The organism is Streptomyces sp. NBC_00459 (assembly GCF_036013955.1).
GTDB lineage: Bacteria > Actinomycetota > Actinomycetes > Streptomycetales > Streptomycetaceae > Streptomyces.
In genome coordinates this window covers 5,660,355-5,681,037 of sequence record NZ_CP107903.1, presented here as the reverse complement: position 1 = coordinate 5,681,037, position 20,683 = coordinate 5,660,355, and the positions used below count along the sequence as shown (strand labels likewise).

The following is a 20,683-nucleotide window of genomic DNA, read 5'->3' as shown; positions in this document are numbered from 1 at the left end:
GGCCGACCGTGCCCGGTGACGGAGGATGTCGGGGTGAACGACGGTTTACGGGGACAGCTGCGGGGACGACGACCGGCTCACCATCGGCGCGTTCGCCGCACGGGCCCGGCTCTCGCCCAAGGCCCTGCGGCTGTACGACCGGCTCGGGCTGCTCGCCCCCGCGCACGTCGACGAGACGAGCGGCTACCGCTTCTACCGGCCCGCCCAGATCGAACGGGCCCGCCTGGTGGCAATGCTGCGGCAGCTGGACATGCCACTCGCCCTCATCGGCGAGCTGGTGGCCCTGGTCGAGCTGGACGGGCCGGCCGCCGCCGGGCGGCTCGCCGCCTACTGGGCGGACGTCGAGGCTCGGATCGCGGGACAGCGCACGCTCGCCGACTACCTCCGTGGACGACTGTCGGGGAGGAGCTCCGAGATGGAAGAGCTGTACGGGAAGTTCGTGGTCGAGACCGTGGACGTACCCGAGAGGGTGGTCTTGACCCAGACGCGGCACACTCTCGCGGATGAGTTGCCCGCGTGGATCGGGGCGTCGCTGGGCCGCCTGGAGGCCGGGGCCCGGGAGTGCGGGGGCGTGACGGCGGCGCCGTTCGTCGTCTACCACTCCGAGGTGTCCATGGAGAGCGACGGCCCTGCCGAGTCGTGCGTTCCGGTCGCCGACGAGGCCGCCGCGCGGGCCTGGGCGAAGGCGCACGGACGGGCCTGGGAGACGGCGGTACGGGTGGAACCGGCCCGGCGGCTCGCGTACACGCGGATCACCAAGGCGCAGGTGGCCCATCCGCAGATCATCGCCGCTTTCGAGGCGGTGGAGCGGTGGCTGGCCGGGCAGGGGATGAAGCCGGCGGGGCCGTGCCGCGAGGTGTACTTCGCGGACTGGGACGCGGCGGGGCCGGACGACGCGGTGTGCGACATCGCGTTCCCGATCGGTTCGTGAGAATGCCCCGGGGGAACTCGTGGGGGACCCTGAAGAATGTCGAAGAGTGCCTGATGAACGCTTGAGGAGTCCCTGCGGGGTGTCCGGAAGGGCGCGGCCTGAATTATCCGGTCGCGCCCGTCCGGGAACCGTCTCAAGCTGATGGGGCTCTTTTCCGTCATGCCCCGGTCACCGCCTGGTCACATGGGGCCCTGTAAACCAACGCCCGGGGTGCGATTAGCGTCTACCCCGGAGAGACCTCCACAGGACAGACACTCGCCAGTCGTCCGCGCGCGCCCGAGCCGAAGCGAAACGGAAGTTGCAGTGGCCTTTGCCGAGCTGACCCCACGCAGACCTGTCATGCGCGCCGACAAGCCCACGCAGGCCCGTGAGGTGTGGCACGAGCGCCACCGGGTGGCCCTGACGGTGACCGCCTGCGCGGTGCCGCTGTATTTCGTGTGGTGGGCGGTGTTCGCGACCGGCGGCGGCGACCTGGCCGCCCAGGTGGCGTGGGCCGAGTTCGCGAAGATGTACCCGGACTCCGCGTACAACCTGTTCTGGTACGGCGGTCTGCACGCGGCCAACTACAGCCTGATGTCCCCGTACCTGATGGCCGCCATCGGTGTCGTCGCGGCCACCATGCTCTCCGGGGTCGCGGCCACGTTGCTCGGCGCGGAACTCGTCGCCCGTACGGGTGTGCGCAAGCCGGTGTGGCCGGCCCTGGCGGTGGGGTTCTCGCTGTGGTGCCAGGTGATCTCGGGACGCTCCACGTTCGTGCTGGGCACCGCCTTCGGGATGGCGGCCGTCCTGGCCGTGGTGAGCGGACGCGGCGCACGGCACCTCGCCGTCGCCGCCGTCTGCGCGACGCTGGCCACCACCGGCAGCCCCGTCGCCGGGCTGTTCGTCCTCGTCGTCGGCGCCGCCTACCTGCTGTCGCGCGACTGGGGCAGGGCCGCGGCACTGCTGGTGCCCCCGGTGGCCGTCGTGGGCGTCACGACGCTGCTGTTCCCGTTCGAGGGCGAGCAGCCGATGCCGTTCGCCCGCATATGGCCGCCCGTCGTGCTGTGCGCGATCATCGTCCTGACGGCCCCGAGCGCCTGGCGCACACTGCGGCTGGGCTCCGCGGTGTACGCGGTCGGCGTGGTCCTCTGCTACCTGATCCCGACCCCGATCGGCACGAACGTCGAGCGGCTCTCGGAACTGGCGGCCCCGGCGACACTGCTCGCGATCATGATGTACCGGACCGGGTGGGGGAAGGACGAGCTGCGGGACGGAGTGCAGGGCGGAGAACTGGACGGGGAGCAGGGCAGGGAACCGAATGCCGAGCGGGACCGGAATCGGGATCGGGACGCCGCCCAGGCTGCCCTTCCCCGGCTGCCCCTCCCCTGGTTCACCCCCCGGCGGCGCATCGTGGCCCTCGGGCTCGCGATGGCCATCTCCGTGAGCTGGCTGTCCGGCAAGACGATCGCCGACATCGTCACCAACACCACGGTGCCCGAGTGGGCCGTCAAGACGGACGGCGTCGTGAACGAGCTGAAGCGGCTGGGCGCCGAGCAGACGCGCGTAGAGGTGGTGCCGGCCCGCGACCACCGCGAGGCCGCCATCCTCGCCCCGTACATCAACATGGCTCGCGGCTGGAACCGGCAGGCCGACGTCGAGCGGGGCCGGCTCTTCTACGAGGGTCACGGAGGCACCGCGGAGCCCGAGGGCGGCTTCTCCCCCGAGGCCTACAAGGCGTGGCTCTCCCAGTGGGCGGTGGGCTTCGTCGTCCTCGTCAACGGTGAACCGGACGGCCCGGCGAAGCTCGAACACGCCCTGGTGACCAGCGGGCCGAGCTATCTCCAGCCGGTCTGGGAGGACGCCAACTGGAAGATCTACCGGGTCAAGAACGCGACCCCGCTGGTCGACAAGCCTGCCTCCGTGGTCAGCGCCGACGGCGCCAACCTCGTCGTCCGGATGCCGAAGGCGGGCGAGGTGACCGTACGGATCGCGTACTCGCCCTGGCTGTGGGCGGAGAACGGCTGTCTGACGGACGAGGGCGAGTTCACCAAGCTGACCGTCGAGGCGCCCGGCGACATCCGGATCAGCTCCACGTACGGCGGGCCGTCCCGGGAGACGACCCTGCAGTGCGAGAAGGAAGCGGACAAGGAGCAGTAACGGGGACGCGATCCCCAGGACGCGCAGGACGTGAGGAAGGGCCCGCCCAGATCTGGGCGGGCCCTTCCTCACGTCCCACAGCTCCGGCGCGCCCTGCGCGTCCGGCTTGTACCGGTCAGCCGACCCGCGTCAGCTTCTTGTCGAAGCCGGGCTCGACCAGGTCCTTCTGGAGCTGTACGGGAACCTTGACCGCGCCGCCCTTGCCGTCGCCCACGGTGAGGCTGCCGACCGCGGTGCCCGCCTTGGCGGAGTGCGGCAGGTCGGTGGCGGCGACGAACGACAGCTCGACCTTCCGCCCGGCCCAGCCGACCGCCGTGACGTCCTTCGACAGCACGACCGGCGTCTGCCCGCCGAGCCCGTCGTCGACGTACCCGACGACGTCGCCCTTCTTGAGGATCTTCGCCGCGACCAGGGCGTCCTCGGCGGCGGTCAGGGCCGTCCGGCTAACCTCGTTGGCCGTCTTGAGGATGGTCGGCTTGTGCTGGCCGAGGACCGCGCCGACGATGGTGATCGTCTCGCCGCCGACCTCCTTGCGGGCAGCGAACAGAAGGTTGCCGCCGGCCACGCTGGTGGAGCCGGTCTTGATGCCGATAGCGCCCATTTTGTAGGGCAGCTCGTTGTAGTTGGACCAGTTGTATCCGGAGGGGTCCGTCCAGCTGGCCGCACTGGTGATCGCCACGAGAGCCGGGATCTTCACGACCGCGTTGCCGAGCCTCACCTGGTCCTCGGCCGTGGAGACGGTGGTCTCCTTCAGCCCGGAGGGGTCGGTGTACGTGGTGTTCGTCATCCCGAGTTCCTTGGCCGCGGCGTTCATCTTCTCGACGAACGCCGCCTCCGAGCCCGCGTCCCAGCGGGCCAGCAGCCGGGCGATGTTGTTCGCCGACGGGATCATGATCGCCGAGATGGCCTGCTGGAGCGTGAGCTTGTCGCCGGCCCGGACGGTGTTGAGGGTGGACTCGCCGCTCTGGTTGTAGCCGCCCTCTTTCTCCGCGGTGGCGTCGACGGTGATGCTGGGGCCGTCCTCGCCCGTCTTGAGGGCGTGGCTCTTGAGGACGACGTACGCGGTCATCGTCTTGGCCACGGAGCCGATGGCGATCGGCTTCTGGTCGCCGAAGTTCCCCATGGTCCCGACGCCGTTGACGTCCATCCAGCCCTGGCCCTCGGACGGCCACGGCAGCGCGGCGGCCGTCCCGTCGAAGGTGTAGGAGTCCTCGGCGGTCAGTGTCAGCTCGGGGCTCGGCAGCGGACGAAACGCCTGTACGACAGCAAAGACGATCGCCAGCAGGACGACGACCGGCGTCCAGATCTTGACGCGCCGCGCGATCGACCGCACCGCGGTGTCCCGGGGCGGCGGCGTGTTCGTCAGCTCGGCCAGCAGATCCAGCGGCGGCAGAGGCGGCAGGGGCTGCTGTGTCGTCCGCTCCGGCCCGACCTGCGGGACAACAGCGGTGGCCTCGGCGGCGGCCGCCTTGGTCGGCTTGGCGGTGGGCGTCGCGGCGGCGGGCGCCTTGGAGGATCCCGCGCCGGGCGTGGCGCCAGGCGGCGGCTTACGGGTCGCGGGGTCGTCCAGCGGCTTCAGGGCTACGAATTTGCTGGTTCGCTCAGCAATGGACTCACCCTTGGCGTCCGCGCCGGCGTCCGTCCTGTCGTTCGCGGCGCCCGCGTCCCCCTTGGGCTTCGCGGCCGCGAGGTCGCCCAGCTTGAGCATCGTCGTCGGCTGGTCGACAGGGGGTGCGGCGGGGGGACGTACGGCCTTGAAGACGGCGGTGGGCTGGTCGACGAACGGCTTGGGAGCCGGGCCGCCGGGGCCGGAGGCGGGGTCAGTCCCGGCCGCGGCCTTCGCGTCCGACTTCGCATCCGGCTTCGCGTCCGGCTTGGGCCGCGAGTCCGACGTGCTCTCGGTTGCGGGCAGGGCCTTGGCCCCGGACCCGGTAGCGGTCTCGGACTCAGTGCCGGACTTGGAGGTGGCCTCGGATTCGGTGCCGGTGCCGGGCTGCGAGTCAGCCGCACTCTTCGTCTCGGCGCCGGGCTCCGTCGCCGTGGGGGACTTCGACGCGGCCTGGCTCTCGGTCCCGGTCGCGGAGTCGGTGTCTGCGCCGGACTCCGACTTCGCGCTCTCGGCGGCCCCGGGCTTCGGCTCGGGCTGCGAGTCGCTCTCCTGGGCGCTCTCCGGCTCAGAGGAGTCCTCGCCCGAGTCGCCGGATGCCCCGCCAGTGGCCCCAGGGGCCCCGTCGGCGGCCTCCGAGGGTCCATCGGGTCCGGGATCGTCGGCAACGTCCGCCGCGGGCTCCTCGGCACCCTCAGGGGCTTCGGTCGGCGCGACCGCATCGGGGTCGTGTTCCTCGGCGGCACCCTCGACGCCTTCGGACTCCCCCTCGTCCTCGCCCTTGTCCGCGCTCGCGACCCACTCGGCCACAGCCGCACGCAACCGGGTGCTGCCCGTTCCGTCGGTGCCGTCGGCCGAGTCGGCCTTGGCGGCGCTCTCGGGCTCGCTCGCGGTCTCCTCGGCCGTGTCCGCCGTACCCGCGTCTGCGTCTGCGTCCGCGACAACCTCGGCGTCGGCATCCGCGTCCGTGTCCGCGGTCTCCGCCTCCGCGTCCGCCTCCGTCGGGAGCGGCGGCCGGGAGAACACCCGCGTCGCCATGTCGACGCCGCCGCGCGCCGCGGACTCCCGCTCCCGGGCGACCGCGAGCCGTGGGTCGCGCGGCCCGGCGCCTGATTCACCCCTGGCCCCGGGAACCGGACCCGCGCTCCCCGACGTCGGTTCTTCCGACGACTCGCGCTGCTTCGACCTGTCGGGGGACTCGCCCGCCACCGATGCCTCCTTCGTGCGCCGCACGCTCACCGTGCGTCTACCGAACCGTGAACCGTGAACCGCCAAACGCCGCTCGAACGACACTGTCCGAACCAGCTACCAGTGTCCTGTGCGCAGCCTTGACTCCTGCGGTAGACGAGAACGACATACCTACTGGTTCCACTACGAACTGGTCACGCCCTCTCGACAGATGAATGTGAGAGGGGTCACCCTGTCATTCATCCACGCGGGGAGGCATGGATGGGCAGGAGCCGCAGATCAATTCCGGAAGAGCTTCTTCTGCTGGCGCTGGACCCGGCCACGGGTACCACCGCACAGCCGCAGTCGCTCGACCTCGGTCTGGCCGGAGCACAGCTAGTGGAGCTGGCGATGGCCGGACGGATAGCCCCAGATGGGGATCGTATCGCCGTGGTAGTACCACGGCCGACTGGAGATCCAACACTGGACTGTGCGTTGGAACTGCTTCGCCGACGCGGAGCACCCGTGCGCGCAGTGAACTGGATTGGCGGGCCCCGCCTGGGGCTGCGTCAGACCTACCTCTCGCATCTTGAGCGGTGCGGCATGGTGCATGCCGTGGCGGGACAGATGTGCGGGGTGCTTCCGACAACTCGCTATCAGGCGACGGACACGGAGATCAGCCGGGAGATCAGAGCCCGACTGGACACCGCCATCCGCACCGGCGTCCCGCCGGACCCGCGGACGGCGGCGCTCGCCGCGCTGGCCCATGCGGTCGGTCTCGGCAAGCACCTGTATCCGGGTAACGAGGGACGTTCGTCCCGCTCCCGGCTGCGGGACCTGATCCGGCACGACCCCATGGGCGGTCTGGTGGCCCACGCTGTCATGGACGTGCAGAACGGCGTCGCGGTCCAGCCGCGCCGCAGCCCGGCACCGGCCGGCCGTCAGGCCACCCCCGGAGCCAGGCCCGCACCGGAGGCCGCACGCGGCGTTCCGATGCAGCCGCACCGCGGATCCATGGCGCGCGCCGTGGCTCACTGAGCCGCAGTCCCACGGCGAACGCCCGATCCGCGAAGCACCCGCACCACCCCGCTCGACGCTTACTCGCACCACGCACCACGCAGGACCTCAACAGCGCCGCACCGCAGTCCCCAAGACCGGTCCGGGAGCCGCTGGCCCGCGCGGGGCGGTGAGGGACCGTGAGGACGTCCGCAAGGACTCCGACACGGCCCTCGCCGCCTCGCGCGGCCGCATGTCCGGGGCCGGGCGCCCGGGACTCGCCCTTCAGCGCATGCCCTCCGCCGGAGCGCGTCCGGCAGGGTGCGTCCGGCACATGCCCGTCGGGCGCCGGCCGGGAGCGAACGCGAACGATAAGCGGAATCCGCCGCACTGGCGTGTACCGGGCGCATATCTCCCGCCTCGGCACCGCATATCCGCAGTTTCCCAGCGCTAGCACGCATCTTGGTGGCAGTCTGCTCAACAGCAGATACGGAAAGTGGCAAGTACAGGTACACAGCCGGAGGTGCACGTCCCATGGCGTCCAATGTCAATCCCACCGTCAGGCGACGCCGGTTGGGCCAGGAGTTGCGCAGGCTCCGCGAACAGAAGGGCATGACGGCCGAAGAGGTCGCCGAGCGGCTGCTGGTCTCCCAGTCGAAGATCAGCAGGCTGGAGAACGGCCGCCGCAGCATCAGCCAGCGCGACGTCCGCGATCTGTGCGGGGTGTACGAGGTCGAGGACCAGCGGATGGTCGACTCCCTGATGGAGATGGCCAAGGACTCCCGCCAGCAGGGCTGGTGGCACGCGTTCGGGGACGTCCCGTACAGCGTGTACATCGGACTGGAGACGGACGCGGCGTCGCTGCGCGTGTACGACCCCCAGGTCATCCCGGGGCTGTTGCAGACCCGCCCGTACGCGGAGGCGCTCATCACCGGCGCGTTGCCGGAGACGCCCTCCGGTGACATCGACAACCGCGTCCAGGTCCGGCTGCGCCGACAGGAACGAATCACCGCCGTGGAGAACCCGCTGCGCCTGTGGACGGTCCTCGACGAGGCGGCGCTGCGCCGTGTCGTGGGCAGCAGGCTGCTGATGCGGGAGCAACTGGAGTCCCTGGTGGAGCAGTCCCAGCTGCCGCACGTCACGGTCCAGGTGATCCCCTTCGACATGGGCGCGCACCCGGGCCTCAACGGCCAGTACGCGATCCTGGAGTTCCCCGACGCCGCCGATTCCAGCGTGGTCTACATCGAGGGCGTCACCAGCGACCTCTACCTGGAGAAGGCGCAGGACGTTCAGAAGTACAGCGTCATGTACGAACACTTGCGGGCACAGGCCCTGAATGTGGACCAATCCCGGCAGTTCATCGCAGACTTGGCGAAAGAGTACGCACGCTGACGTCCTGGAGAAGCAAGGGACGCACGGTACACCTCCGCATCACGCCAGTGGAAGAGCCCGCTGGTATATGCCACCCGGTCGAGTGAACGGCCGGTCCGCATACCGATGTTGGCGAGTAGCGTCGATCAGGCCATCAAGGAACAACGTTGGCGCAAACCGTGCCGCGGGCTCCGCAGGGTGCCCTCCGGTCGGCGACAGCAACTCACCACTGGTCAAAGCGGAGCGAACATGGCAATTCAGCAAGGCGCCACGAGCACCTGGACGAAGTCCTCGTACTCCACTGGCAATGGCGCGTGCGTCGAGGTCAAGTCCCCGATTCACACGGCGATGGCGGTCCGGGACTCCAAGGTCCAGGCAGGCCCAACGCTCGCCTTCCCGGCCGACTCATGGAACTCGTTCGTGGCAGAGGTCAGCCGGGGTGCGTTCGACCTCGACTGATGCTTCACCGCTACTCCCCACAACTCCATAAGCACCGCAGGAAGAGCCCTCTCGACTGGCCCGCCGTCCTGGCCGAGGGGGCTCGGCCATGCCCGGCTCCGGTCACCTGAGCCGATCGACGTACAGGTCGGTCCCCGGCACGGTGGGAACGAACGGCGCCACCAACTCCACCCGCCCCAGGCCCACTTCACCGACCTCCTCCTCCAGCCCCGCGAAGTGCGCCTCCCAGCGGTCCCGTGGGTCCGCCTCCAGGAACCACAGCAGCGTCAGCCGTACGTCCACACCCTCGACCTGCTTGACGTACGTCATACGGTCGCCGGGCAGCGGGGTCGGGTGGAAGACGGTGACCATCGCGGCGGGCGACCCCGCGAGCCGCTCGGGCAGGTGCCGGGTGCTCAGCCACTCCAGCAACTCCGCCCGTGCTTCCGGGCTTTCGGCGTCGATGACCTGCAACACCAGCCCCTTGTACGGGTGGTCGAGCGCGTGGAAGTCACGGGGGCCGACGGCGCCGTCCCGGTAGACCGTCGTCTCGTGGTCCTGGAACGCGGTGAAGACATGGGTACGGTCGTGGCAGACGCGTGCGTCGCGGTTGAGGCGTTTGTTGATGCCCACGGTCCAGCGCATGTGGTCGGCGTAGCGGCCCTGAGTGATCCAGTACGTGGAGAGGTAGCAGCCCGCCGTCACCGGCTGTGCGACCGCCGACTTCTCCGGGTACCGCAGGAGTTGGAGGTCCCGGGTCGCGACCCAGCGGCGGCCGGAGAACATCCAGGGCATGGCCATCGCGCCGGCGATGAAGTGATCGTCTTCGTACCAGCGGTTGTACGCGTACTCGTGGCCCGGATGCGGTTCGACCATGGTGATGAGCGCATGGCCGGGGTGGACTCCGTACGGGCCGAGGGCCGCGAGTTCGGCATAGACCTCGCTGCGGGTCTCCTCGTCATGGGTTTTCTCGCTCATTCCCTTCCCCTTCCTCTCTCGCCCTCGCTCTTCCTTCCTCCTTCGGACGCCCATACTCTGACGCCCCGTCAGACAATCCGCCAGAGCCGGGGAGGGCTTCGATGTCGCTGCTCACAGGGAAGACCGTGGTGGTCTCGGGCGTCGGCGCCGGGCTGGGGCGGCAGGTCGCCGCGGCTGTCGTGCGGGACGGGGGGAACGCCGTGCTCGGGGCGCGCACCGAGGCGCACCTCGTGAAGACCGCCGCCGAGCTCGATCCGGACGGGACGCGTACGGCGTACCGCGCGACCGACATCACCGACGAGGAGCAGTGCCGGGCACTGGCCGCGCTGGCGTGCGAGCGGTTCGGGCGGATCGACGGGGTCGTTCATGTCGCCGCCTGGGACAGCTACTTCGGGGGGATCGAGGACGCGGACTTCGAGAGCTGGGCGGGTGTCGTCGATGTGAATCTGCTGGGCACTCTGCGGATGACGCGCGCCTGTCTGCCGGCGCTGAAGGAGCGGGGCGGGAGTGTGGTGTTCATCGGTACGCAGTCCGCCGTGGCCGCGCCCTCGCAGGTGCGGCAGGCCGCGTACGCCGCTTCGAAGGGGGCGTTGACGAGCGCGATGTACTCGCTCGCACGGGAGCTCGGGCCCCATCGGATACGGGTCAACACCGTTCTGCCGGGGTGGATGTGGGGGCCGCCGGTCGAGGCGTACGTGCGGTTCACGGCGCAGGGGGAAGGGGTGGCGGAGGACGAGGTGCGGCGGCGGCTCGCGGAGCGGATGGCGTTGCCGGAGCTGGCCACGGACGGGGATGTGGCGGACGCGGTGGTATTTCTGGCGTCGGAGCGGGCTCGGGCCATCACCGGGCAGTCGTTGCTGGTGAACGCGGGTGAGTTGATGCGGTAGCCGATATTCCGCCAATCTTTCAGTGGTCGCGCTGAGTTCATGGACATGAACCAAGGTCAGTGCGGCGAACTTCTTTACTCCCTCTTGACCGTTCGGGCTGTTGTCGTTGCCATGCCATCGAATCGACGATGAGCGGGCGCTCGACGCCCCCGCTCGACTTGCTCGATGCCCCTGGGAGGGAGCACATGAACGGCCTCGACTGGACCGTGCTCATCGCGTACTTCGGTGTGATGGTCGCGATCGGTGTCTGGTCCCACAAACGGGTCGACAACGTCAGCGACTTCTTCACCGCGGGCGGGAAGATGCCCTGGTGGCTGTCCGGTATCTCCCACCACATGTCCGGATACAGCGCGGTGATGTTCACCGGTTACGCCGGCATCGCCTACACCTACGGCGTCACGTCGTTCGTCACCTGGTCCTTCCCCATCGCGCTGGGCATCGCGATCGGGTCCAAGCTGTTCGCGCCGCGCATCAACCGGTTGCGGTCGCGGCTCCATGTGGCGTCCCCGCTGGAGTACCTGAAGAACCGGTACGACCTGAAGACCCAGCAGGCGCTGGCGTGGTCCGGGATGCTGCTGAAGATCGTGGACGTGGGCGCCAAGTGGGCCGCCATCGCGACCCTGTTGTCCGTCTTCACGGGCATGTCCCTCAACCAGGGCATCCTCATCACCGGCAGCATCACGGCGGTCTACTGCACGATCGGCGGCCTGTGGGCGGACGCGCTGACCGAACTGGGCCAGTTCGTCATCCAGTTGCTGGCCGGCGTCGCGATGTTCGTGGCCGTGGTCATGAAGCTCAACGACAAGGACATCGGCTTCCTCGGCGCCTGGGACGAGCCGGAGCTGCAGGGCCACGGAGAGCCGCTGGTCGGCCCCTACGGCACGGTCTTCCTCCTGGCCTTCCTCTTCATCAAGCTCTTCGAGTACAACGGCGGCATGCTCAACCAGGCCCAGCGCTACATGGCCACCGCCGGCCCGAAGGAGGCCGAACGCTCGGCGAGGCTGTCCGCGATCCTCTGGCTGGTGTGGCCGGTGGTCCTGTTCTACCCCATGTGGATGTCGCCGCTGCTGGTGGAGTCGCAGAAGCCGGACGGCTCCGACTCCTACGGTCTGATGACCGAACAGCTGCTGCCGCACGGCCTGTTGGGCCTGGTCATCGTCGGCTTCTTCTCCCACACGATGGCCATGTGCTCCTCCGACGCCAACGCGATCGCCTCCGTCTTCACCCGGGACGTGGCACCGGTGATATCGACGCGGGCCCGGAACTGGAGCCAGCGGTCGGGGCTGATCGCGGCACGGCTCGCGACGGTCGTCTTCCTCGGTCTGTCCATGGCGGCGGCCACGCAGGTCAACTCCCCCGCGTTCAAGGACATCATCACCGTCGTCATCAAGTGGGTGGCCGGGCTGATGGGTCCGATGGCGATCCCGATGATGCTGGGACTGCTGCGGCCGTTCCGGCGGTCGGGGCCGACGGCGGCGCTGGGCAGCTGGTCGATGGGGCTGCTCGCCTTCTGGCTGGTGAACTACCCGATCAACTGGAACGTGGAGGGCGGGGTGCCGCTCCAGTACCAGGTGTCGATCCCGCTGGCCGTCTCGCTGGTGCTGTACATCCTGATCGGCTTCCTGCGGCCGGAGGACACCCCGGAGCGGCTGGCGATCATCGAGACGGTGAACACGGACGGGGACGAGGGCGGGAGCGCGGCGGTGCGGGTGCCGGTTCCTGCGGATGCGGTGCCGGGCAAGGACTGAGGGTGCGGGTGGGTGGGGGTGGCTCTGGGTTGTTCTCGCCCCCGCCGCCCCTACCCGTCCCATCCCTCCCCCAGAGGGGGGGACCCCCACTGGGGGCTGCGCCCCCAGACCCCCCTTTCGCGCTGAAAGCGCTCGTCCTCAAACGCCGGACGGGCTGGAAGCACGGGCCGAGACGGGTGGGGAACTTGCCCCTTACGCCCGTGGGTACCGTGTGAGCCACCCCGGAGACGACCCCGCCGGACCGTGCAGAGCCGGTCCCTGGGTCATCTCCATCGCGAAGTCGTCAGCGAGGACCAGCATCGTCGGTCGGCCCTCCAGCTCCGCCAGCCAGGCGGGCGGAAGGGCCGTCTCGCCGTGCATGGCGCCCAGCAGGCCGCCGGTCAGCGCCCCGGTGGCGGCCGAGGGGCCGCCGTGGTTGACCGACAGGGACAGCCCGTGGCGGACGTCCTCGCCGACCAGCGCGCAGTAGACCGCCACGGACAGGAGGCCCTCCGCCGTGCCGGCGCCGGCCAGGTCCGCGACCCGTGCGGGAGACGGGATGCCCTGGCGTACGGCGCCCAGGGCTCGCTGGAGGGCCTCCGCCACCTGCTGGTGGCCGGGTCTGGCCGTCAGCAGGGCCAGCGCCCGCTGCACCGCCGCGTCGAGGCTCTCGCCGCGCGCCAGGCCGTGCACGATCACGGCGTACGCGCCCGCCGCCAGGTATCCCGTCGGGTGACCGTGGGTCTGCGCGGCGCACTCCACCGCCAGCTGCATCACGAGCTGTGGCTCCCAGCCGACCAGAAGCCCGAAGGGGCCGGAGCGGGCCGCCGCCTCCACCCCTGCCTCACCGGGGTTCTTCGGCGCGTCCAGGGTGCCCATCGTCTCGTCGCCGAGGCCGAGCAGGCAGGCGAGGGCCGGGTCGCGGCGGGCGTACAGCCACTCCTCGCGGGCCAGCCAGCCGTCCTCCTTGCGGCGCTCGTCGGGCCCCCAGTCGCTCTGGGTGGCCGCCCAGCGGCGGTAGGCGCGGTGCAGGTCGGTCGGCGGGTGCCAGGCGCCGGTGTCGCGGCGCACCTGGGCGCGGATCAGGCCGTCCAGGGTGAAGAGGGTGAGCTGGGTGAGATCGGTGATCGCGCCGCGTCTGCCGTACGCGAAGGCCAGATCGGTGAGTCCGTCCGCGCCGTACGCCTCGTGGATGGAGTCGAGGGTGAGTCCGTCGAGCGGGGCGCCCAGGGCGTCGCCGAGGGCCGCGCCGAGCAGGGTGCCGCGGACCCGGCTGCGGAAGTCCTGCTGTTCGGAGCGGCCCCAGATGGCGCCGGACGCGGCACCGGTCACGCCACCGGATGTCATCACACCCACCTCGGACCTCCCTCACAGCATCGTTCGTACGATTGACAGCTCAGCACTGTAATCGACCGGGAACGGTCCGTTCAGGGCCCGTATTGGTATGCGGAATGTGACACGAGTGGGCATGACTCGGCACCAGTGATCCCGGCTGGTCACCAAACGAGAGCCTTACGCCGTCCCTCACACTCCCCTCACACACCTCACGCCGCTGACCCCGCTCACGTCTTCCATTCCTCCCACGCATCCCACGCCTTCGTCATTTCGCGTGCTGCCGGCCGAGGGACCCCTGGATGTCCGGTTGAGGCGTCCTTCGGTCTGGCTCAACTCCCGCACGGGGACGGGGAGACGGCGCCCGAACCGATCCATAGAGTTGGACCATGACCTCAACAGGTACCCCCCACCCCACCCGTACCGTCCACCCCCCACATACCGCGCTCACCCTCGCCGCGACCCTGCTGACGGCGACGGTCGCGCTCTACACGGCCCTCGTTGCGCTCGGCAACATCACCGACTTCGACTCGAACCAGCAGTTCGTGCGTCATGTCCTCGCGATGGACACCACGTTCAAGGACGACGACCTGATGTGGAGAGCCATCACGTCGAAGGGCCTCCAGGACACGGCGTACGTCGCGATCATCGCGTGGGAGACGCTCGCGGCACTCGTCCTCATCGCCGGTACGTGGCTGTGGATCCGCCGTGACCTCGAACAGGCGCGGCGCATCGCGACGTACGGCCTGCTGATGCTGATGCTGCTGTTCGGCGCCGGTTTCATCGCGATCGGCGGCGAGTGGTTCGCCATGTGGCAGTCGGAGGACTGGAACGGTCTGGACGCGGCGACGCGGGTGTTCACGCTGAGCGGGCTGGTGCTGCTGGTGATCCACCTGCCCACGGGTACGTCCCGGAACGCCGTTCCCGACGACAAGTCGTAGGAACGGCACCGCCTACTTGACGACCGTCACCACGGTCCCCGCGGTCCCGAAGGCCCACAGGGCGGTGCCGTCCGCCTTGGACATCCGGATGCCGCCCGTCCGAACGCCGGACGCGGGCTGCGGTGAGGCGCCGTCGACGGCGTTGGAGAAGGCGATCGAGAGCCCGGAGCCGGTGGCGAAGAACATGACGTGTTCGATCTCGACGCCGTCGGAGCCGGTCCGGGCCTCGTCCCGCTGCCCGACCGAGTACGTCCCCGGGTCCGGGCTCACCGAGCCCGGCCACACCGCGAACGTACGGCGGGTCTGCTCGCTCGCGTCGACGAGCCAGACCCGCTTCTGCCCGAGCGAGTAGACGACCCTCCGCCCGGTCCCGGACCCGTCGGGCACAGCGACCTCGGCGGGCTGGCTGGGCTTGGCGGAGGGTTGCGCCGAGGCGGACGCGCTGGGCCTGGCGGCGGCGGTGGCGTGGGGCTGCGGACCCTGCTCGGCCTTCACCGCCAGCACGGCGACCGCGGCGATCGCGCCCAAGGTCAGACCGGTGACCCAGACCGATGAGGGAAGCCGTCGGGCAGCCACGGTCACGCATCTCCTCAGCAACAGAACCCGCCGCCGGGTCCTCCGCCGGGGGTCGGATCATCGTACTCCGACGCGCATGCCCTCCCTGGACGGCCAAGGGCCGGAAAAAGGGCCAGGAAAGGGCCGGGAGGGAACCGGCGGGCGGCGTGGGTGTCAGTCCTGGCGGACGACGTTGCGGCCGGGGCCGCCGCTGAGGACGTCCTTGCCCGGACCGCCGTACAGCTTGTCGTTGCCGCTGTTGCCCTGGATCGTGTCGTTGCCGCTGTTGCCGTACAGGATGTCGTTGCCCGGGCTGCCGTAGATCAGGTCGTTGCCGGTACCGCCGCGGACCGTGTCGCTGCCGTCGCCACCGGTCAGGGTCTGCCGGCCCGCGCCTCCGTAGATGAGGTCGTTGCCCGGGCCACCGTCCACGCGGCTTCCCTCGCTGTCGACGGAGATGGTGTCCTTGCCGTCCTGACCCCAGACGCGCCCCTTGCCCTGCACGGTGATGTTGTCGTTGCCAGGTCCGCCGTAGACCAGGTTGCCGTCCTTGCCACCGGTCTGGAGCGAACTGTCGTTTCCGGCGCCAAGGTCGATCGCGACTGCGTATGTGCCCTGATCGGGGTACCTGTTGACGGTGACGGTGTCATTGCCGTCGCCGAGTTTCATGGCCAACGCCACATACTCCGCGTCGCTGGCATAGGCGTACAGTTCGCAGGAGACTTTGGTGCGGTCTGCGGGGTCCCAGTAGCGGCAGGAGTCCCCGGGAGCATCGATCGGAACCACGTCGTCGATGGTGAAGAAGAGGGCGAGTGACATGCCGCCGTCAATCGTCGCGTCGACTTTCGCCTTGTTGGTCTGACCCGGCGCCGCTGTGTAGACGAAAGAGATGCCGTCAGGGCCCCTCGTCACGGTGGCCGCCGGTTCCGCGGCGCCGGCGGTGGCGGGCAGGGCGACCAGTGCGGTCAGGCCGGTGGTGACGGCCAGGGTCAGGGCCGAGGCCACGCGGAGCGCCTTGCGGCTGAAGAGATGGCTTACGGGGCGAGCGGGCATTGCGCAGCCTCCAAGAGGATCAAGCGGTTTCAACACCCCCAGGTGACTCTCGACGCGTACAGAGGGTTGTGCGCAAAGAATCCCCACAGCCTCGCCAGAGTGATTGACGAGCAGGGTGGGGCGATCTACCTTCTGATCGACTTTCCGAACCTAGTTCGAAATCTCGGCCATTTCGCTTGCCTGGGCTACGCGTTCCACGTCCCCGTTCACCCCGTTCCCCCCTCCCCCACACACGGGGCGCGCAGCCGCTCACTCCACTCCTGGACCCGCATCCACCCCCTCGCCAGCACCCGCTTGGAGACAAAGATGAGCGCAAGACCCCAGCCGTCCCGCCGTCTCTTCCTCGGCATGGCCGCCACCACTCCCCTCGCCATGTCCGGCGTGATGACCCTGGGCGCCGGCACCGCCCACGCTGCCGACTCGGCTTACGTGATGTGCTACTTCACCGAGTCGACGAGCCTCGGGCTGGGCACCGACTACGGCCTGCACCTGGCCGTCAGCACCGACTCGCTCAACTGGACGCCGCTGAACCAGAACAACCCCGTGGTCACCCCCACCGCGGGCGCCCTCGGTCTGCGCGACCCGTTCCTCATGCGCAAGCAGGACGGCACGTTCGTCGCCATCGCCACCGACCTCAAGGGCACGGACTGGTCGTACAACAGCCAGTACATCCACGTCTGGGACTCCGTCGACCTGCGCACCTTCACCGGCTACCGGCGCCTGAAACTTCACGACATGACCACGCACAGCTGGGCACCCGAGGCGTTCTGGGACGCGGGCCGGGGTCAGTACGCGGTGATCTACTCCTCCGTGAACTCCAGCGGCCACAACGTGATCATGGTGAACTACACCAGCGACTTCGTCACGGCGTCGAGCCCGCAGGTCTTCTTCGACCCCGGCTACGACGTGATCGACGGGGACATGGCGGTCGGGGTCAACGGCTACAACTACCTGTTCTTCAAGAAGAACCAGACCCTGGTGTCCGCCCGCTCCACCACCCTCAACCCGGGCAGCTTCACCGAGTACAGCGCGGGCGTGGCACACGGCGGCACGGAAGCCCCGACAGTCTTCAAGTCGCTGTCGTCGAACACCTGGTACCTCTGGGGCGACACGTACACGCCGAACGGCGTCTTCTACGCCTGGCAGACCTCCGACCTGGCCTCCGGCACCTGGTCCGCGCTCGACCAGAAGACGTACACCCAGCCGGTCAACTCCAAGCACTGCGGTGTCACTACGATCACGACAGCCGAGTACAACAACCTGCTCACCAAGTGGGGCTCCCCGGCCTGGAACCGCCTCAAGTCGTACAACTACCCGGCGCGTTACATCCGCCACGCCGACTACAAGGCCCGCATCGACGAGTACCCCTTCGACCTGTACACCGACTCGGAGTGGAAGCTCGTCCCGGGCCTGGCCGACAGCACCGGCGTCTCCTTCCAGTCGGTCAACTACCCCACCCGCTACCTCCGGCACTACAACTACGCCCTCCAACTCGACGTCAACGACGGCACGTCGACGTTCGCGGGCGACGCGACGTTCTACCGCACGGCGGGGTTGGCGGACAGTTCGTGGGCGTCCTTCCGGTCGTACAACAACCCGACGCGGTACATACGGCACTCGAACTACGTGCTGCGGATCGACCCGATCTCCACGACCACCGAGAAGCAGGACGCCACGTTCAGGGTGGGGTACTGACGGTCGGGGGCCCCGTCTCGCCGCCGATGCCGGTGCCGGGGAACTGTCCGGCACCGGCAACTCCGCACCTGTAGCAGTTCCGGCGGCTGTCCTTCGGATAACAGCGTCACTTCTGGGAGCCATCCCTGCGAGCGTGGGGATGACTCCCAGAGGTGTGGACGGCGGACACCGCGGGTGCGGGGAGCAGTCGGCGCCGGCCCCGAACTCCCGCAGCATGCGTGCTACCCGGGCGTGTTGGGCGCGGCGTCAGCAGGAACCTCATCGCGAAGGCCGTGGCGACGTTGGCGTCGCCCTGGGCGAGTTGGGCGGTGTGCGAGCCGGGCGGTCGTGATGGCCGGGAGCGCGCCATATGGGGCCGGAGTGCGGACAGACAACGGTGGGCGTGAAACTCGGCGGTCGGGTAGTCGCCGAGCGCCAAGTGCGCCGACAGAGCCAGGGAGTCCAGTCTCCGAGCAGAACACGAACCGGCCGCTGTTCCTGTTCGTCAATGTCTCCGCCACCCACGTCCCCCATGGTCACTACACCGGCGACAGCGTCGACTCCTGGCGGTCCCAGGCCGCCGCGCTCGCGTACGCGGACGAACACCTCGGGCGCCTCGTCGACGGGCTCACTGCCAAGAAGAGGTGGCTGATCATCATGTGTGCCGACCACGGCGATGCCTTCGGCGAGGACGGCTACCACGGCCGCGGCATCGCTCACCCAACGGTCCTGAACGTGCCGTTCGCGGCCTGGCTGTCACAGTAGGCGGCTACGCTCCCGGGCCATGACCGACACCTCCCAGCCAGAAGCTGTGCGCGACGCCTCCGTAGTCGTGGCCCGAGACGCGGACGGCACGGTCGCCGTCCTGAGTGCTGAATTCCCCCGGCACGGCGGCGAGTACGCGTTCCTGCCCGGGGGACGCCGGGAGCCCGGGGAGACACCGGAAGAGTGCGCGCGGCGCGAACTGCGCGAGGAGGCCGGGGTCACCGCGCGGACCTGGCGGTCCCTCGGCTCGTATGCCATCACCCTGGACTCCGCTGCCCACATCCACCTTTTCCTGGCCGAGGTCCTCACCTGCGGCCCGCAGCAACTCACCTCCAGCGAAAAGGACTTCAAGCTCATGTGGTGGCCGATGCCCGACGCGATCCGGGCCGCCACCGAGGGACGTTTTCTGCTGCAAGGGGGCCCGCTGGCACTGCTGCTGGCCCAGCAGGCCACCGCAGCCTGACGGGAGCGAAATCCCTGAGCCGAGCCGAGCGCCAGTTCCCGGTCCGGGCACGCCAGGCGGCAGGACGATGGCCGACCGGCGACTGCCGGTCCGCCACATGGCCTGGCCACGTCGTTCCGGGCATCCCGGCCCGCCGCACCTCCGTACGGCCCGGTTGTCGGTGCGCGCTGATACAACTCCTGCGTACCGACCCGACCAGCAGAGGAGACCCGTGGGCGACTGGGGAACCGGCAACTTCGAGAACGACACGGCCGCAGACCACCTGTCGATCCTCACGGACCGGCTCATCACCGAGGTGACGGACGCGATGGCCGGTGACCCGGTCGAGATCGAGCCCGACGAGTACTGGGGAGTCGCGGTGCCGGCCAACCTGGAGCTGCTGAGCCTTCTGGCGCGGCAGGGTTACGTGGGTGCGTCGCTGCCCGAGGCCGAGGTGGTCGAGGGGTGGAAGACGACGTACATGGCGGTGTGGGAGAGCAGTATCGACGGCTTGGCGCCCTCCTCGGGTTACAAGGACGAGCGGCGCACGGTCCTGATCCGTACCTTCGACGAGCTGGCCGAGCTCAGGAGGAAGGCGGACTCGGCCTGAGGCCTGCCGCCCCGGCGGGCCTCACCGTCCCGCAGGGCGAGGCCGAGCCGCCAGCAAGGAGTCCAGCAGTGCCGGGAGGCTCCGGGGGAAGTCCGCGGGGAAGTCGTGCCCGACGCCGGGAATGGTCTCCAGCGTGACGTCGGCGCCGGCGTCGGCGAGCACCTTGTGGGCGTCGAACACCTCGGGGGTGACGTCGTCGTCCTGCTCCCCCACCAGGATCCGGCCCCGCACCGCGCTCCCCGCAGCCCTTGCCCGCCATTCCCCGTCGAGGTGTGCCGGGGTGAGTGCCGGGCCCAACGCCAGGAATCCGGAGGGCCGTACCGCTGCGTCGGACAGGGCCCACAGCACGGCCACCCGGGCGCCCGCCGAGAACCCCGCCGCCAGGAGCGGCAGGGAACGGTCGGTCGCGTCCAGCTCGGCGAGGGCGGCGGTGATGTCCCGGATGCCCAGGCCGGTGTCGGGCCAGCTGCGGTAGAGCGGGGTCGATCGCTGGGAGGAGTCGACGGCTACGAGGACAAGGCCCGAGTCCACCGCGGCCGCCCACTGTTCCGCGGCCAGAGTCGCGGCCTGGTCGGCGCCGTGCAGGGCGACCAGAACACCTCGGGCGGCGCCTTGCGGCCGTCGTACGACCGGGGGAAGGGGGACTCCGGTGGCCGTCACGTGCCGGGCCGTGGACTCGCGCAGCAGAGGGGCGAACCCTTCGAGGTCACGGACGGCGGCCAGGTCGTCGTCATCGACGAGGATCGCGGGACTCCACCAGGCGCCGTCGGCGAGCGCGGCGCGCAGCTCCGCCAGCGCGTCCTCGGCACGCCCGGTGAGCGTCAGCAGACAGGCCGCGAGGTGTGCGGTGTCCGCACGGCGCGAGGGGATCCGGGGAGCCTCGTCCTCCACCGCTTCGAGGGCGTCGGCCAACCGGCCTTCGGCGTACAGCCGTGACACGGTCTCGTCGAGCGCGCGGTAGAGCGCAGCCTCGTTGGCCACGCTTGTTTGACCGTCCATCGGCATATCGAACCACGGCGCCGAGCGAGGGGCCCGAGGCGGATGCCCTTGCCTCGCGCTTCCCGGGTGAGACGG

At 69.7% G+C, this 20,683-nt stretch carries 18 protein-coding genes and 1 pseudogene; 12 read left to right on the top strand and 7 right to left on the bottom strand.

All coding sequences use genetic code 11. The features are described 5' to 3' along the window. Positions 1-82 precede the first annotated feature (82 nt). Both OHN74_RS25160 and OHN74_RS25155 read left to right on the top strand, forming a co-directional pair. The gene (locus tag OHN74_RS25160) at positions 83-931 is read left to right on the top strand and encodes a MerR family transcriptional regulator (RefSeq protein ID WP_327700259.1); all 849 of its coding nucleotides are present in this window, start codon (positions 83-85) and stop codon (positions 929-931) included. A 339-nt stretch (positions 932-1,270) separates the two neighbouring features. Continuing rightward, the gene (locus tag OHN74_RS25155; protein ID WP_327696862.1) at positions 1,271-3,067 is read left to right on the top strand and encodes a hypothetical protein; all 1,797 of its coding nucleotides are present in this window, start codon (positions 1,271-1,273) and stop codon (positions 3,065-3,067) included. Positions 3,068-3,182: 115 nt separating this feature from the next. Here the strand turns inward: OHN74_RS25155 and OHN74_RS25150 are convergent, their stop codons facing one another. Then, positions 3,183-5,882 (bottom strand): D-alanyl-D-alanine carboxypeptidase, encoded by a 2,700-nt coding sequence (locus OHN74_RS25150; protein ID WP_327696861.1) that lies wholly within the window; start codon positions 5,880-5,882, stop codon positions 3,183-3,185. Between the two features lie 240 nt (positions 5,883-6,122). Between OHN74_RS25150 and OHN74_RS25145 the strand changes: the two genes are divergently transcribed. From OHN74_RS25145 to OHN74_RS25135, 3 genes are all read left to right on the top strand, one after another. Further along, positions 6,123-6,878 (top strand): GOLPH3/VPS74 family protein, encoded by a 756-nt coding sequence (locus OHN74_RS25145; protein WP_327696860.1) that lies wholly within the window; start codon positions 6,123-6,125, stop codon positions 6,876-6,878. Between the two features lie 492 nt (positions 6,879-7,370). Beyond that, on the top strand, positions 7,371-8,228 hold the full coding sequence (locus OHN74_RS25140) for a helix-turn-helix domain-containing protein (RefSeq protein WP_327696859.1): 858 nt from the start codon (positions 7,371-7,373) through the stop codon (positions 8,226-8,228). A 228-nt stretch (positions 8,229-8,456) separates the two neighbouring features. Further along, entirely contained in the window at positions 8,457-8,666 is a 210-nt protein-coding gene (locus OHN74_RS25135) for a DUF397 domain-containing protein (protein ID WP_327696858.1), read from the top strand. A 102-nt stretch (positions 8,667-8,768) separates the two neighbouring features. Here the strand turns inward: OHN74_RS25135 and OHN74_RS25130 are convergent, their stop codons facing one another. Further along, complete coding sequence (locus tag OHN74_RS25130) at positions 8,769-9,623, bottom strand: hypothetical protein (protein ID WP_327696857.1); 855 nt, start codon at positions 9,621-9,623, stop codon at positions 8,769-8,771. 101 nt (positions 9,624-9,724) lie between these two features. On the opposite strand from OHN74_RS25130, the gene OHN74_RS25125 reads away from it, so the two are divergent. Then, positions 9,725-10,510, top strand: coding sequence for an SDR family oxidoreductase (locus tag OHN74_RS25125; RefSeq protein ID WP_327696856.1), 786 nt, complete (start codon positions 9,725-9,727; stop codon positions 10,508-10,510). Between the two features lie 185 nt (positions 10,511-10,695). Continuing rightward, positions 10,696-12,258 carry a sodium:solute symporter family protein gene (locus tag OHN74_RS25120; RefSeq protein ID WP_327696855.1) on the top strand — a complete coding sequence of 521 codons (1,563 nt, stop codon included), beginning with the start codon at positions 10,696-10,698 and terminating at the stop codon, positions 12,256-12,258. Between the two features lie 192 nt (positions 12,259-12,450). On the opposite strand, the gene OHN74_RS25115 is transcribed toward OHN74_RS25120, so the two are convergent. Beyond that, the gene (locus tag OHN74_RS25115; RefSeq protein WP_327696854.1) at positions 12,451-13,584 is read right to left on the bottom strand and encodes an ADP-ribosylglycohydrolase family protein; all 1,134 of its coding nucleotides are present in this window, start codon (positions 13,582-13,584) and stop codon (positions 12,451-12,453) included. A 374-nt stretch (positions 13,585-13,958) separates the two neighbouring features. Here OHN74_RS25115 and OHN74_RS25110 point away from each other — a divergent pair, with 374 nt between their 5' ends. Further along, entirely contained in the window at positions 13,959-14,510 is a 552-nt protein-coding gene (locus tag OHN74_RS25110; protein ID WP_327696853.1) for a DUF2165 domain-containing protein, read from the top strand. Between the two features lie 12 nt (positions 14,511-14,522). Here OHN74_RS25110 and OHN74_RS25105 read toward each other — a convergent pair whose 3' ends face one another. Beyond that, positions 14,523-15,092, bottom strand: a complete 570-nt coding sequence (locus OHN74_RS25105) for a hypothetical protein (protein WP_327696852.1) — start codon at positions 15,090-15,092, stop codon at positions 14,523-14,525. A gap of 147 nt (positions 15,093-15,239) precedes the next feature. Next, positions 15,240-16,118: a calcium-binding protein gene (locus OHN74_RS25100; RefSeq protein WP_327696851.1), complete on the bottom strand. Its 879-nt coding sequence runs from the start codon at positions 16,116-16,118 to the stop codon at positions 15,240-15,242. Between the two features lie 306 nt (positions 16,119-16,424). Between OHN74_RS25100 and OHN74_RS25095 the strand changes: the two genes are divergently transcribed. Beyond that, positions 16,425-17,813 (top strand): glycoside hydrolase family 43 protein, encoded by a 1,389-nt coding sequence (locus OHN74_RS25095; protein ID WP_327696850.1) that lies wholly within the window; start codon positions 16,425-16,427, stop codon positions 17,811-17,813. A 106-nt stretch (positions 17,814-17,919) separates the two neighbouring features. On the opposite strand, the pseudogene OHN74_RS42935 reads toward OHN74_RS25095, so the two are convergent. Further along, positions 17,920-18,258 (bottom strand): annotated as a pseudogene (locus OHN74_RS42935) (XRE family transcriptional regulator); the annotation flags it as partial. On the opposite strand from OHN74_RS42935, the gene OHN74_RS25090 reads away from it, so the two are divergent. The 3 genes from OHN74_RS25090 (at position 18,174) to OHN74_RS25080 (ending at position 19,609) form a co-directional block, all read left to right on the top strand. Next, positions 18,174-18,557: a sulfatase-like hydrolase/transferase gene (locus tag OHN74_RS25090; protein WP_327696849.1), complete on the top strand. Its 384-nt coding sequence runs from the start codon at positions 18,174-18,176 to the stop codon at positions 18,555-18,557. The pseudogene OHN74_RS42935 and the gene OHN74_RS25090 overlap by 85 nt on opposite strands. A gap of 19 nt (positions 18,558-18,576) precedes the next feature. Beyond that, entirely contained in the window at positions 18,577-19,020 is a 444-nt protein-coding gene (locus OHN74_RS25085) for an NUDIX hydrolase (RefSeq protein WP_327696848.1), read from the top strand. A gap of 211 nt (positions 19,021-19,231) precedes the next feature. Then, complete coding sequence (locus OHN74_RS25080) at positions 19,232-19,609, top strand: DUF4259 domain-containing protein (RefSeq protein ID WP_327696847.1); 378 nt, start codon at positions 19,232-19,234, stop codon at positions 19,607-19,609. Between the two features lie 21 nt (positions 19,610-19,630). Here the strand turns inward: OHN74_RS25080 and OHN74_RS25075 are convergent, their stop codons facing one another. Beyond that, positions 19,631-20,608, bottom strand: coding sequence for an alpha/beta hydrolase (locus tag OHN74_RS25075; RefSeq protein ID WP_327696846.1), 978 nt, complete (start codon positions 20,606-20,608; stop codon positions 19,631-19,633). Positions 20,609-20,683: the final 75 nt, after the last annotated feature.